General features: G+C 60.5%; 12 protein-coding genes. 5 read left to right on the forward strand and 7 right to left on the reverse strand.

The features are described 5' to 3' along the window. Positions 1–43: 43 nt before the first annotated feature. Positions 44–520, forward strand: coding sequence for a flavin reductase family protein (locus IG629_RS02420; RefSeq protein ID WP_193170393.1), 477 nt, complete (start codon positions 44–46; stop codon positions 518–520). Between the two features lie 3 nt (positions 521–523). Here the strand turns inward: IG629_RS02420 and IG629_RS02425 are convergent, their stop codons facing one another. After that, positions 524–1762 (reverse strand): threonine ammonia-lyase, encoded by a 1239-nt coding sequence (locus tag IG629_RS02425; RefSeq protein WP_193170394.1) that lies wholly within the window; start codon positions 1760–1762, stop codon positions 524–526. Between the two features lie 223 nt (positions 1763–1985). Between IG629_RS02425 and IG629_RS02430 the strand changes: the two genes are divergently transcribed. Further along, positions 1986–2564, forward strand: a complete 579-nt coding sequence (locus IG629_RS02430) for an outer membrane beta-barrel protein (protein ID WP_193170395.1) — start codon at positions 1986–1988, stop codon at positions 2562–2564. Between the two features lie 6 nt (positions 2565–2570). Here the strand turns inward: IG629_RS02430 and IG629_RS02435 are convergent, their stop codons facing one another. From IG629_RS02435 to IG629_RS02455, 5 genes are all read right to left on the reverse strand, one after another. Beyond that, the gene (locus IG629_RS02435; RefSeq protein ID WP_193170396.1) at positions 2571–4988 is read right to left on the reverse strand and encodes a penicillin acylase family protein; all 2418 of its coding nucleotides are present in this window, start codon (positions 4986–4988) and stop codon (positions 2571–2573) included. A 36-nt stretch (positions 4989–5024) separates the two neighbouring features. Beyond that, complete coding sequence (locus IG629_RS02440; RefSeq protein ID WP_193170397.1) at positions 5025–6554, reverse strand: aldehyde dehydrogenase family protein; 1530 nt, start codon at positions 6552–6554, stop codon at positions 5025–5027. Continuing rightward, positions 6551–7705, reverse strand: coding sequence for a CaiB/BaiF CoA transferase family protein (locus tag IG629_RS02445; protein ID WP_028464715.1), 1155 nt, complete (start codon positions 7703–7705; stop codon positions 6551–6553). The genes IG629_RS02440 and IG629_RS02445 overlap by 4 nt, the downstream gene beginning before the upstream one ends. Before the next feature lie 92 nt (positions 7706–7797). Beyond that, entirely contained in the window at positions 7798–8268 is a 471-nt protein-coding gene (locus IG629_RS02450; protein ID WP_226886387.1) for a CopD family protein, read from the reverse strand. A 36-nt stretch (positions 8269–8304) separates the two neighbouring features. Continuing rightward, complete coding sequence (locus IG629_RS02455; RefSeq protein WP_193170398.1) at positions 8305–8763, reverse strand: GNAT family N-acetyltransferase; 459 nt, start codon at positions 8761–8763, stop codon at positions 8305–8307. A 148-nt stretch (positions 8764–8911) separates the two neighbouring features. Here IG629_RS02455 and IG629_RS02460 point away from each other — a divergent pair, with 148 nt between their 5' ends. From IG629_RS02460 to IG629_RS02470, 3 genes are all read left to right on the forward strand, one after another. Continuing rightward, positions 8912–9844, forward strand: a complete 933-nt coding sequence (locus IG629_RS02460) for an alpha/beta fold hydrolase (protein WP_193170399.1) — start codon at positions 8912–8914, stop codon at positions 9842–9844. Positions 9845–9974: 130 nt separating this feature from the next. Then, positions 9975–10817 carry a YheT family hydrolase gene (locus IG629_RS02465; RefSeq protein ID WP_193170400.1) on the forward strand — a complete coding sequence of 281 codons (843 nt, stop codon included), beginning with the start codon at positions 9975–9977 and terminating at the stop codon, positions 10815–10817. A 98-nt stretch (positions 10818–10915) separates the two neighbouring features. Then, entirely contained in the window at positions 10916–11734 is an 819-nt protein-coding gene (locus IG629_RS02470; RefSeq protein ID WP_193170401.1) for a cyclase family protein, read from the forward strand. Between the two features lie 77 nt (positions 11735–11811). Here IG629_RS02470 and IG629_RS02475 read toward each other — a convergent pair whose 3' ends face one another. Continuing rightward, positions 11812–13173 (reverse strand): sensor histidine kinase, encoded by a 1362-nt coding sequence (locus tag IG629_RS02475; RefSeq protein WP_193170402.1) that lies wholly within the window; start codon positions 13171–13173, stop codon positions 11812–11814. Positions 13174–13179 lie beyond the last annotated feature (6 nt).

Here is a 13179-nt window from a genome sequence, read left to right on the forward strand (position 1 = left end):
TGCCTTTGGCAGTTTTCCGGCAAAATAAGGAGCTGTACTCGTAATGTCAGTGAATTCGGATCAATTCCGCGATGTGATGGGGCGCTTCGCCACGGGGGTGACTGTGGTCACGACCACCAATGAAGGGCGTCTCGACGGTTTTACGGCCAGCTCCTTTTCATCAGTATCCCTCGATCCGCCGTTGGTGCTGGTCTGCATTGGCAAGGATGCGACGTGCCATGACGCGTTTTCAGACGGCGGTTGCTTCGCGATAAACATTTTATCCGCCGATCAGGCCGACCTGTCCGTGCGGTTCAGCTCCGACGTCGGCGACCGGTTCGACGGCGTGGCGCACGAGCCCTGGGTGACCGGCGCGCCAATTCTGGGTGGCGCCCTCGCGGCCATCGACTGCACATTGCATGCGGTTCATGAAGGCGGGGATCACTCAATTCTCGTCGGACGGGTTGAACGGCTCGGCCCCCTTCGCGAAGACGCCGATCCGCTCATTTACTATCGCGGTACCTATCGTTCGGTTTCCTGAACCTTAAAGAGGCCGACCTTCCATCGCCATGTTGCTCATGACGCTGGTCTTCAGACCGGCGGCGTCGAGTGCGGCGACGATTTCCAACACGTGATCCGGGTTACGGGTCTCCACCAGCACTTCCAGCTCGGCTTGCTTGATCGGTACATCCTGGAACATGCGCTGGTGGTGAACCTCGACGATATTGGCGCCTGAGCGTCCGATCAGCCCGGCCACACGGGCGAGGGTGCCCGGCTGATCCCTGATGTCGATCCGCAGGCGCGCAAGGCGGCCGTGACGGGTCAGCCCGCGCAGCAGGACTGTTGCCAGCATACGCTGGTCTATATTGCCGCCGCAGATCACGCTGGCGACCCGTTTGCCTGCAAAACGCTCCGGTGCCTTGATCATCGCTGCAATTCCGGCCGCGCCGGCACCTTCGGCAACCAGATTCTGATGCTCTGCGCAGCCATTGACGGCACGCTCGATCTCGATCTCGTCGACCAGAATGATGTCGTCGACCAGCGCGCGGCAGATTTCCGTGGTCATGGCACCCGGTATTTTCACCGCGATGCCTTCCGCCAGAGTCTCGCCGCCAAATTGTGGAGGCAGGCCACGCAGAGCAGAATACATGGAGGGGAACTGCTCAGACTGAACGCCGATTATTTCGATGGCCGGGTTAAACATCTTGGCGGCGATGGCCATGCCGGAAATCAGGCCGCCACCGCCGATCGGGACCACGAGAGTGTCAATGGCTTCGGCATCCTGCATCAGCTCGAGCCCCGCGGTTCCCTGACCGGCAATGATCATCGGATCGTCATAGGGATGGATCAGGACATATCCATGCTCTGCGACCAGTTCCTCGACCTTGTCCCGACTCTCGGAGAGCGTATCGCCGAACTGGACCACTTCAGCGCCGTAGTTGCGGGTCTTTTCCACCTTGGTGAACGGTGTCGCTGCCGGCATGACGATGGTCGAGTGAATGCCGAGAGCCGTCGCATGATAGGCCACGCCCTGCGCATGGTTGCCAGCGGACATGGCGATGACACCGCGGGCGCGCTCTTCCGCACTCAGGCTGGACAGCTTCACATAGGCGCCACGCGCCTTGAACGATCCTGTGAGCTGCAGGTTTTCGAGTTTCAATGTCAGGTCGATCCCGAGGGCCTGGCCGAGTGCCGGTGCCGGGATGGAGGGCGTTCGAAGGATTTTGCCGCTCAGTTGTTTCTGAGCCTTTTCAATATCTTCGAATGTAACAGGCAGGGTCATCTCGATGCTCCAGTAAGATAGGCCGGATTATTGCACGCCGGTCCGGTCACCGGAGGGTGTTCTTTTAACGCTGATTTGACTCCAAGTGCCCATGAGAGCGTGGTAGGAGTCCAATCATACGGGGAAGGGCGAAGAAACGCCGTTCTTGGAGAGAATTAAGGGACTCACCGGGAACGCAGTGTTGTTGGAGGGACATCAAATGTCCTGCCTAGGCCGTATTGTCATGCCTGTCGTGTTTTGCCTCGCCATTGCGGGGATGCCGGTGTTATCTGCCGCAAACGAACTCGATGAACGGCAGAGTTCCTGGTATTTCCTCGGCGCGTCAACAGATCGTTACGGCAATGCCACGGAAAACGGGCTCCGTTTTGTGAACGAGCCGGAGCGGCGTAGCCTGGACGATTTTCAGACAGGCGAGCGCTATCAGTTTTCCCTCCGTTATACCGATCTGGGTGAGCCGACAGGACAAGTCGGACTTGGACGTGGACCGGACCCTTACGGGGCGGGGGATGTGTTGTCGATCTATCTCGACCGTTCCTTCGATCTGGGCGACGACTGGTCTGTGCGACCGCATGTAGTCGCCGGCCTTGGTTTGGCCTATGGCACCGGCCTCGACCGTCAGGAGGAGAGATCGCCATCCTTTGAGTTCGGCTTCGGTGCCTCTTATGAAATGTCGGATAGCTGGGATTTCTTCACGGAGTACCGAGCTTTCTACACCCGGACGGCACAACCCGGCCTGAGAGCGGAGGAAGACGATTCCGGTTTCGCCCAGAATTTCATGCTCGGCGCGCGACTGCGATTCTGATCGCCGCTATTCAGGACGCAGAGTGAGAGTTTTCGTCCCTTGCCCTTCTGATGCGCCGATCCGGCGATAACGGCCGTTCGCCCAGGCCTCCGCCTGATCATGATAAAACTCCGAGAACGGGTTGCCCGACTGACCAAGCGACAGGCTGAACAGAGAGGCATCGAGATCCGAGAGATCGTAGACCGTCCGGATTCCAGCGCCATGCACATGATAGAAGCTGAAATCGGCCTCGGAGATCCGCACGCTCGGGCTGCCGCGGTTCACGGTGAAGTCGCCGCCGTCGGTTGCGATCTGGCTGTCCAACAATTTGTCGAGCAGCGGTACACGTGACCAGAGCTGATGCCGGAAACGGGCTTCGTGGGCTTTGCCCCAGCGCCAGTCTTCAGGATTGGGCCCGAATTTGGCGGTCAGGCGCGCAATTGCTTCCTGCAGGCTCTCGCGAACTGGCGCCGTGCACGGTTCGACCACGTCGGAGCGAATATCGTCGCACCATTCCGTGGCATCGGTCAGGACGGCTTCGAACATATGCGGATAGACACGCCGGTAGTCACCGATCAGGTACCCAAGCTCGTCACCGAAGATCTTGCGATGCAAAAGCGTGGTCCACAGTGTGTAGACCAGCGGCTCGACCCGGTCGCGGCGCATTTCCCCATCCCACCGGCGGAGCCTTTCGACCATTTCAAGTTCCAGGTCCGTCAGATTGCCTTGCTTCAGGTTGTCGAGCAGAAGCGCGCGTGTCCGTGGCACATCGGGCGACAGGTTATCCATCTGCAGGTCGATCTGGGATTGCACCGTGGCGCCGGAGCTGATCGCCAGCAATTGCTCCCGGATGCGCTCCGCCCGGAACGGGACTTCGAACTCCCGGCCGAGGGAAAGTGTCGGGTCCAGGCGCGGCAGCCGGTCGTTTGCCTGGACCACCATACCGCTTTCAGGATTTTGGATGAGGGGCAGCCGGTCCCGGTCGATCCAGCCGATCCAGTCTCCGGCCCCGGTTGCGCCGTCTGCGGGCATGAAACCGTCGCCCATGTTGCGGGCTGGCACGCGGCCGGCAAGGAGCAGGGCGATATTGCCCTCCCGGTCGGCCAGGGTGACGTTTTGCGGCGGGCTGGAAAAGCCTTCCAGGGCCTCTATCGCTTCATCGACGGAGCGCGCCTGGTTCAGCAGCAGAAAACCTTCCGCACTATTGTCGCCCGGCGCGAAGGAGGCGGCGCTGAGAGCCAGGACCGTCTTCCGGTTGGTACGTTTGGCGTCGTTCCATATGTCGGAAATCACCGGGCCGTGCCGGGTCGAGCGGAAGGTTTCGGTGACTTCCCGGTCGCCGATCCGGAAGCGTTCTTCACGGACCTCAAATGCCTGGCTGCCGTCGGGGGTCAGGTAGCGCGCGGGATCGTTCGGATCGATCTGCTCGATGAAAAGGTCCTGCGTATCAGCGTGGGGAGTGGTGAAGCCCCACGCGATGCTGTCGTTATGCCCGAGGATCAGAAAGGGAACACCGGGAACCGTTGCGCCTGCCAACGCGGTGTCCGGGGTCTCGATCCTGGCGAGATACCAAAGATTGGGATTGGTGAGCCTGAGGTGAGGGTCGCTGGCGAGCAGCGGTTTGCCGCTTTCGGTCCTGCTGCCGGCAAGCGCCCAGGCATTCGATGCGCCGCCCGGAGCAAGCTGGGCGGGCAGAGCCGCGGCAAACCGTATTGCCGCGGCAAGGTCTGCTGGAGAAAGAAGGCCCTGTTGCACCGGCGCCATGTCCGGTTTCCGCCCGTCCGGTTCCTGATACAGGAAAGCGATCTGGGCCGGACTCAGGCCCGCCTCGATCATCCGCAGCCGTTCCAGTTCGGACGACCAGTTGGTGCCGAGCCGGAAGCCCATGAGCTGTTGCCATACCAGGCTGTCCGCCGGCTTCCACGGCTCCGGCTCGTGGAACAAAACAACGAATTCCGGCGGCAGTGCGCCCTCGCGGGTCGTCAGGTAAGAATTGACGCCGTCCGCATAGCGCTCAAGCGCCAGTTTCATCTCCGGTGATGCCTGACGAAAGGCTGCTTCGGCCCGACGATAGAGCCCGAGACCGCGCGTCAGGCGGTCGAAGGCCAGCACGCTCTGCCCCGCCGAGGCTGACAGATTGCCGACGATTTCCGCGATCCGTCCGGCACCGATCCGGCGCATGGATTCCATTTGCCAGAGCCGGTCCTGGGCATGGACATAACCAAGGGCGAAATAAGCGTCGCCATCCGAGCCTGCCTTGATCAGCGGCACACCGGCGTCGTCCCGGGCAACTGTCACGGGGGCGGTTAGCCCTGCCAGGGTGACGTCTCCCTCGATCTGGGGCACTGAGCCGCTCAGCCAGACGAGCAAGGCTGCACAGCCGAAATTGAAGCCCACAAAGACAAAGAGAAGGCCGAGCGCAAGACGTTTACCCCATCTTAGCATCGGCCTTCTCCCTATCGATTACGCTATTACGCGGTATCAGGTCTTGTTGAAGATGATGGTCTTCTTTTTCGTGAAGTGTTCCAGCATGGCTTCCAGCGTGGCCTCCTTGCCGATGCCGGACTGCTTGACGCCGCCATAGGAAAGACCCGGCTGCACCACCAGGTTCTGGTTCACCTGCACGAAGCCGGCTTGCAGCTTCTCGGTGAAGTTGAGCGCGGCTTTCAGGTCGTTGGTCCAGACCGTGGCGGCGAGGCCATAATCGCTGTCATTGGCGGCAGCGAGCACTTCTTCCTCGTCGGTCCATTTGATGACGCAGGTCACCGGGCCGAAGATTTCCTCGCGGGCCAGCTTGCTGTCGTTCGTCATGCCGAGGAATACGACAGGCTGGACGAACAGGCCGTCCTTGAATTTCTCGTCCGTTGGCATGGCGGAGCATTCGATGGCTTCCGCTCCGGCCTCGCCCTTACCATGATCGATATAGGACTTCACCTTGGCGAACTGCTCCGGCGAGATGATAGTGCCGATATCGGTTTTCTCGTCCAGCGGGTCGCCCATTACCATGGCGTCGACCTGCTCGCGCAGCTTGGCGACGAATTCGTCATGCACGTCGGCATGGACGAACATACGGCTGGCGGCTGTGCAGCTCTGGCCCTGACGAGTGAAGCGCATGCCGGTGACGGCACCACCGATTGCCTTGTCGATGTCGGCGTCCTTCATGACGATCATCGGACTCTTGCCGCCAAGTTCCAGTGTTACCGGGATCAGCTTGTCGGCAGCCGTCTTGTAGACGATCTTGCCGGTCTCGACGGAACCGGTGAAGGTGATCTTGCCGACCTTCGGATGGGCAACCAGCGGGGCGCCGCATTCCGGGCCGTAACCGGACAGCATGTTGAAGCAGCCGGCAGGCAGCACGGAGGCCAGGATCTGGCAGACGCGCAGGACAGTCAGCGGCGCTTCCTCGGCGGATTTCACCACCACGGTGTTGCCGGCGACCAGTGCCGGGGCGATCTTCAGTGCCATCAGCAGCAGCGGGACGTTCCACGGAATGATCGCGCCGACGACACCGACCGGCTCGCGCACGGTGATGGTCAGCATGTCCGGATGGTGCGGAACGGTCTCGCCCTTCAGCTCAGACGCGAGGCCGGCATGGAACAGGAAGGCGTCGGCCAGGATCGAGGCCTCGACACGGCTTTCGGTGCGCAGTGCCTTACCGGTTTCAAGAGCGATCAGGCGGCCAAGCTCCTCGACATGGTCCATCAGGACTTCGCCGCATTTATGGATCAGCGCGCCACGGTCGCGGGCCCGCATCTTGCCCCATTCCTTCTGCGCGGCGGCTGCATCTTCCACCGCTGCGTTCACGTCGGCCTCGTCGCCCTCGGCGCCATAGCCGATGACGGTGCCGGTGGCCGGATCAATGACCTCGAAGCTGTTGCCGGAGGAGGCCGGGACCAGTTTGCCGCCGATCAGGTGGCGGCCGGAAAGCGCCTTCGCCAGAGCGTAAGGATCGGTGTTCGGGGTGAGGGCCGGCTCGCTCGAGAAGTCGAGTTCCGTGCGCATCAGATTCATAGTCCAAGCTCCTTGAGAATACGGTCGCGGTCCTGGTCGAGGTTCGGTGACGGAACGCGTGTCTTGGGGTCGTCGAAAGCAGTCAGTTTGATCGGGTTGCCGACGACTTTCATCGCGCCGGTGACCGGATCGTCGACATCCACGATCATGTTGCGGGCAGCGGCCTGCGGATGCTCCGCCGCCTGGCCGACATCGTTGATTGGCCCGTTCGGCACGCCGGCTTCATCCAGAATGCCGCCCCAATGGGCAGTCGTGTTTGTTTTCAGGATCGCCTCGATTTCGACCTTCAGATAGGCCTGATGCTGGGCCCGGAGATCGTTCGTCAGATAGCGGTCGTCTGTCTTCCAGCCGGGCTTGCCGAGGCCGTCGGCCATCTTGTGGAACAGGGAATCGTTGCCGGCGGCGATGATGATGTAGCCGTCCAGGGTCTCGAACGCTTCGAAGGGTGTGATCGAGGGATGGCGGGCGCCGAGCGGACCTGGCGCGGAGCCGGTGACGAAATACCGCATGATGGCGTTTTCCAGCAGGGCGAGCTGGCAGTCGAACATGGAGATGTCGACCTTGGTTGCCTCGCCGGTGCTGGACCGGTGGACGAGGGCGGACATGGCGCCGATCGCGGCATAGAGGCCGGAGCCGATATCGCCGATAGAGGTGCCGATCCGGGTCGGCGGCGCACCCTCATGGCCGGTGATGCTCATGATGCCGCCCATACCCTGCACGACCATGTCATAGGCCGGTCGGTACATGTCCGGGCCGGAATGGCCGAAGCCGGAGGCGGAGACATAGATCAGCTTCGGGAACTTCTCGTGCAGCCGCTCCCAGCCGAAGCCGAGCTTCTCCATGGTGCCGGGCCGGAAGTTCTCGACGATGATGTCGGCCTTCTCCAGCAGCTTGTCGAGGATCGCCTTGTCGCCTTCGTCCTTCAGGTTCAGCGCAATGCTTTCCTTGCCCCGGTTGACGGACTGGAAATAGGCCGACTTGCCGTTGATGAACGGCCCGTAATGCCGCGCGTCGTCGCCGGTTTCAGGCGTTTCCACCTTGATCACCCGGGCGCCGAGTTCCGCCATCATCATGGTGCAATAGGGCCCCGCGAGAATCCGCGAGAGATCCACTACCGTCACCCCGGAAAGGGGGCCTCCTGACGCTGCCATGCGCTGTGTCCTTTATGAATTAACTCAGAGATCTGGAGGCGAATTAGTAAGGGATTGAAAAGGTCACGGCAAGCCGGGCTCCGGCAAGAATGCTATCCCCAATAACGACCGGTCGCTCCCACGATGATGGTCACCCACCCCAAGCCAAGATTGGTCGCGACAATCACCCGGATCCGGTTCAGCCTTGCTCCCGCCGTTGGGAAGTCTTCCGCATCGACTGCGCGGCGGAACTTGAGCCATTCGGCGAAATAGAGATGGCCGAACAGGCCCATCATGACGAAACCGGTCAGGTTCATGATGTGGATATGGATGCCGGCACCGGCGAAGCCTCCGAATTCCATGAAGATCATCCAGTAGCCACTGGCAAGTAACAGAACAATCTGGGTGGTTACGAAGCTGAAGAAGCGGGCGAAAACCGCGCGCCAGAGGCGCAGCCGGTCCGGCGCGTGCTCCAGTGTGCCCATGGAGGGGCGGAGGCAGTTATAGGCGAAGAACATGCCGCCGACCCAGATCACCGCCGAGACGATGTGGATGGCGAGGGCGATAATCATTGTGTAGGGCATATCTCTCTCCTGCTCTCTCTCGTGGAGAGCCTTGGGTCAGGGTGTTTCGCGCTGATAGAGGATGAAAGGCGTCTTGGTGGCGATCCGATCATAGGCTGAGCGGCCGCGATAGTTGAATTCCTGGGTCAGCCATCGGACCATCGACCAGCCCTTGTCCTGGGCCATCGCGTCCATTGCCTTGAACAAAGCCTCGAACACGCCTTGGCCGCGCGCGTCCGGATCGACGAACAGATCGTCGAGGAAACCGCATTCGGCGCCGGAAAGCGGGCGCGGCATGGCGCGGATATGGGCGAGGCCAATCGCCTTGCCGTTTGCGTCCTCGGCGATCAGGCAGGTCAGCACATGGGCCGGATCGTTAAGCCAGCCCCAGACCGTGTCCGCGATTTCATCTGTCATCGGCACCTTGTAGAAAGCCGCATAGCCGTCATAGAGCCGGCGCCAGTCCGTCTTGTGCCGTTCCGCCACGGGAACCACGCGGGGTGTGTCGCGTTCCACTGTCAGGTCTCCCAATACAATAATTTGCGGACCTTATCAGTATCGCCGGCACGGGCAAGTGGGCTGCGTACTTGACGCATCACTGCCCGGAGGGAATATGTCGGCAGGGACAGAACGGCATCGTAGCGATACGGGGACAGGACGGAGCATGAGACCAGATCAGGGCAGTTTTCCCTTCACCGACGACCATGGCACCGTCTGGCTTGCTTTTACGGACTGGGGCAACCGGTCGCTGCAGCGGACCATGATCTGCGCCCACGGGCTCACCCGCCAGGGCCGGGATTTTGACGCTCTTGCCCGGGTGGTTGGCAAGGATATCCGTTGCATCGAGACGGATGTCGCCGGGCGCGGGCGCAGTGGCTGGCTGAACAATAAGGACGGCTATAATTTCGAGACTTATCTGCGCCATGCGGACGCATTGCTGGACTATCGCGGTTTGCAGGAGGTCGAGTGGCTCGGGACCTCGATGGGCGGCATCATCGGAATGCTGCTGGCCTCTCGTGAGGGAACGCCGATCAAGCGGCTGATCCTGAATGATGTGGGACCGTTCATCCCGAAGGCGGCACTGGAGCGGATCGGAACATATGTCGCCGATCCACCGGTCTTCCAGAATTTGAACGAGGCCGGGGCCTATCTGCGCGAGACACTGGCGGATTTCGGCGATCTTTCAGATGCGGACTGGTCGGAAATGACCCAGCACAGCGTCCTCCGGGAGCCGGACGGTACATACAAGATGCATTACGATCCGGCGATCGGGGCCGCGTTCGAGGGGCCAATTGATGATGTCGATCTCTGGGCGGTCTACGACATGATCAAATGCCCGACCCTTGTGCTTCGGGGTGCCAATTCCGACTTGTTGCCTCGTGACGTCGCCGAGGAAATGACGGAGCGGGGCCCAAAGGCGGATCTGATCGAGTTCGAGGGCTGCGGCCACGCGCCGGCGCTGATGAACGAGGCCCAGATCGGCGCCGTGCATGAATGGCTCATGCAGTTCGAGCCGGTCGAGGAAGAGGAAGACGAGGATATGGCTGCCAACGCGCCTGTTAACGACGCCGACGGGACGCAGAGTGACGCTTCCTGACATTCCGTCCTACCCGCCGTTTCAACCGCGCTTCCCATGGGTTGGGGGTCATCCGCAAACGCTTCGGAGCTTTCTATTCGGCGGACGGCCGGCTATCCCGTCTGCGCGGTCGGAGAGGATCGCGTTTCCGATGGAGGACGGCACAGGGGATCGCTTGTCCGGGATGCTGGAGCATCCGGCCAAACCGGTGCCGGGAGCGCCGCTTGTTGTCATTATCCATGGGCTCACCGGCTGCGAGGACAGCTATCTGGTTCGTGACGCGGCCCGGTATTTTGTGGCGGCGGGATTGTCTGTGCTGCGGCTCAATCTGCGCGGAGCGGGAACTACTCGAGGCGATTGCACGCAATCCTATCATGCCGGCCGGACCGGAGATCTGGATGCCGTGCTGTCACAGTTGCACGAAAACGGCACGGCTGACCGTTTCGTGCTCTATGGCGCCTCCCTCGGCGCCAACATGATGCTGAAATATCTCGGCGAAGAAGAGCGCCCGCATGTGGTGGGCGCCGTCTCCGTTTCCGCGCCGATCGATCTCGCCCGCTCGTCCGAACGCATCATCCAGCCACGTAACCGGCTCTACCATCGCTGGCTCCTGAAAAGCATGAAGCGCGAGGCCCTGGCGACCCCGGGTCTATCAGTCACCGAAAGCAATGCTGTCGCGAATGTGCGCACCATCTTCGAATTCGATGAGCGTCATGTTGCGGCCCGGAACGGGTTTGACGGTGCGCGGAACTATTACACGCAGAGTTCCGCCAGGCAGTACCTGAAGGGCATCACGACCCCGACCCTGATCATCCACGCCCTCAACGATCCCTGGATACCGGGGGCGAGCTATCTCGATTTCGACTGGTCGGGATCACCGCGCCTGACGCCGCTCCTGCCGCTCGATGGCGGACATGTCGGTTTCCATGACGGCGCCGGAAGCTGGCATCTCCGGATGGCCGGGAAATTCCTGGAAGAACGAAAGATTCTCTGAACCGGAAGAGTTGCGACAGCTCTCATAGTCATGCTGCGTTGCAGCATGCTGTCTGGCATGCATAAGATGTTCGCCTTATAGTTAATAAGGAGGCTTCCATGTGCGATATCTGCGTGATGAATGCGGTGAAGGATAAAATGCTTTCCCGCCGCTCCCTCTTCAAAACCGCTGCGATGGCGAGTGTTGCCGTGGCCGCCGGTGCAGCAGTTGCTGCGCCGCAAGCGCTGGCGGCAGGCCATAACGTCGTCGAGGACATGACCCACACACTGGATGCCGAATTCCCGACCTATTTCGGGGAATCGCAATTCTCCATGGAGCAAAAATTCAACTACGCGGAGCACAGCTTCAATCTGTTCGAGTACACAGTGAACGAGCACACGGGCACCCATATCGACGCGCCGCTGCATTTCTCCGCTGACGGTACGTCGGTTGATGAAATCCCTGTGTCCAATCTCGTGGTGCCGCTTTGCGTCATTGATATTTCCGCCAAGGCAGAAGAAAGCGCTGATTCGCAGGTAACGCCCGCTGATCTGCGGACCTGGATGTATGAGCATGGCGACATTCCCGCCAATGCCTGCGTGGCAATGTATTCCGGGTGGGGCGAGAAGGTCGGCAGTGATGCGTTCAGAGGCTTCGATGGCGAGAAGCAGCATTATCCGGGCTTCCACGTTGAAGCCGTGAAAATGCTGATGGAAGAGACCGGCGCAGCCTCAATTGCGGTTGATACGCTTTCGCTTGATTACGGTATGTCCGGCGATTTCGCCACGCACTACGCCTGGCTGCCGAGCGGCCGGTTCGGCATTGAATGTGTTGCCAATCTGGATAAGGTTCCGGCCAAAGGGGCGACACTGGTCGTGGGGGCGCCAAAACATAAAGGTGGAACTGGCGGGCCGGCACGCATCTTTGCGCTGGTCTAATCAGGGGGGCGGCCTGCGTATCAGGCAGGCCGCACCGCCGCACCGCCGGCCAGTGATAGAGACCAGGATCAGTTAAATCAGCATACGGCGAGGCTTGATTGCGAAGCGTCGAGTTGGGTGTTGTTCGCGTCTTGTGAGCCGCGCGGAAAGCTGACCGTGACTCGGGTGCCTTTACCGGGCTGGCTCTGAATGTCGAGGGTGCCGTTGTGCAGCCTTGTCAGCGCCTCGGCGAGCGGCAGGCCGAGCCCGGTTCCCTCGGATGCAAGCGATGCGTTGCGCGCAACCTGCTGGAACGGTTTCAGCGCGACCTTTATCTCGCTCTCGGTCATGCCGACACCGGTGTCGCTGATGATGAAGGTTAGTCTTTCGTCCGGGGTGGACGCGACCTCGCACGAGACTGAACCGCCTTCCGGCGTGAACTTGATGGCGTTTGAGAGCAGGTTGATCAGAATCTGGCGCACACGAATGCGGTCGAGCATGGCCGGTTCCAGCTCGCTCTCGGGCTGTATCAGGTTGATCTCTATCTGTTTCCGGGATGCGAGATCGGCTGTCAGGCGGATACATTCGCTCGCCAGAATGACGCCACTTGTTGGTGAAAGCGTCAGTTGTTGTTCGCCGTTCTCGATCTTGGCCATATCCAGGATTTCGCTGACCAGTTCAAGCAGGTGCTTGCCGCTCACATTGATATCGTCGGCATATTCCTTGTATTTGGCGGGCTGGTCGCCGAGATGACCGCCTGAAATCAGATCCGAGAAGCCAATAATCGCGTTGAGTGGGGTCCTCAATTCGTGACTCATGTGGGTCAGGAATTCGGATTTTGCGTGCCCGGCGGCTTCCGCCTGGAAGCGCTGTTCGTTGGCCGTGTCGAGTGCTTTCTGGGTCAGTTCGACCTGCTGACGCAACGAAGACTCCGTTTCCGCGAGGGACAGGGCTGTTTTTCGCAAGGCACGGAGCGGAATGGACCTCAGAAACACATAGAAAAGAGCAGCAAGACCGATCGTGAAAAAGCTGGCAGTCGTGATGTCATGAATGAATTTGTTCAGAGATACAGTGATCGAAACATAGGCAATCGTTCTACCGCTTTCCGTTACGGGTATGCTGGTTGTCAGTGCCGGGCGCCCGATTACGGGGCCTACCTCGGCCAGTATTTCTCCGTCAATGGCCAGAAGTGCCTGGTGTGTCTCGTTGTCGGGGAGTTCGCGCGCTAGTAATTCCGGTAACCGGTGGCCGGCATATTTCCATCGTGCGCCGTTTCTATAGGCGTACCGGGCGACTGTGTTGGCGGATATGGTTGCTTTGTACTCGGCGACTTCCGTGAGTTTTTGGTAGTCCAAAAATGCAAAGACCAGCAAAGGAACAAGCGCGATGACAATGGCCAGCGCTATGGCCAGCTTTTCGATCAGTGCGATGAGCCGCATCGGGTTTGAAATTATCGACATGAAACG

Source organism: Nisaea nitritireducens (genome assembly GCF_014904795.1).
Lineage (GTDB): Bacteria > Pseudomonadota > Alphaproteobacteria > Thalassobaculales > Thalassobaculaceae > Nisaea > Nisaea nitritireducens.

Excerpts from the sequence above, each read along its gene's own strand:
- IG629_RS02470 (WP_193170401.1), top strand. The coding sequence starts at position 10,916 with ATGTGCGATATCTGCGTGATGAATGCGGTGAAGGATAAAATGCTTTCC.
- IG629_RS02465 (WP_193170400.1), top strand. The coding sequence starts at position 9,975 with ATGGAGGACGGCACAGGGGATCGCTTGTCCGGGATGCTGGAGCATCCG.
- IG629_RS02420 (WP_193170393.1), top strand. The coding sequence starts at position 44 with ATGTCAGTGAATTCGGATCAATTCCGCGATGTGATGGGGCGCTTCGCC.
- IG629_RS02425 (WP_193170394.1), bottom strand. The coding sequence starts at position 1,762 with ATGACCCTGCCTGTTACATTCGAAGATATTGAAAAGGCTCAGAAACAA.
- IG629_RS02440 (WP_193170397.1), bottom strand. The coding sequence starts at position 6,554 with ATGAATCTGATGCGCACGGAACTCGACTTCTCGAGCGAGCCGGCCCTC.
- IG629_RS02435 (WP_193170396.1), bottom strand. The coding sequence starts at position 4,988 with ATGCTAAGATGGGGTAAACGTCTTGCGCTCGGCCTTCTCTTTGTCTTT.
- IG629_RS02475 (WP_193170402.1), bottom strand. The coding sequence starts at position 13,173 with ATGTCGATAATTTCAAACCCGATGCGGCTCATCGCACTGATCGAAAAG.
- IG629_RS02450 (WP_226886387.1), bottom strand. The coding sequence starts at position 8,268 with ATGCCCTACACAATGATTATCGCCCTCGCCATCCACATCGTCTCGGCG.
- IG629_RS02460 (WP_193170399.1), top strand. The coding sequence starts at position 8,912 with ATGAGACCAGATCAGGGCAGTTTTCCCTTCACCGACGACCATGGCACC.
- IG629_RS02445 (WP_028464715.1), bottom strand. The coding sequence starts at position 7,705 with ATGGCAGCGTCAGGAGGCCCCCTTTCCGGGGTGACGGTAGTGGATCTC.
- IG629_RS02430 (WP_193170395.1), top strand. The coding sequence starts at position 1,986 with ATGCCTGTCGTGTTTTGCCTCGCCATTGCGGGGATGCCGGTGTTATCT.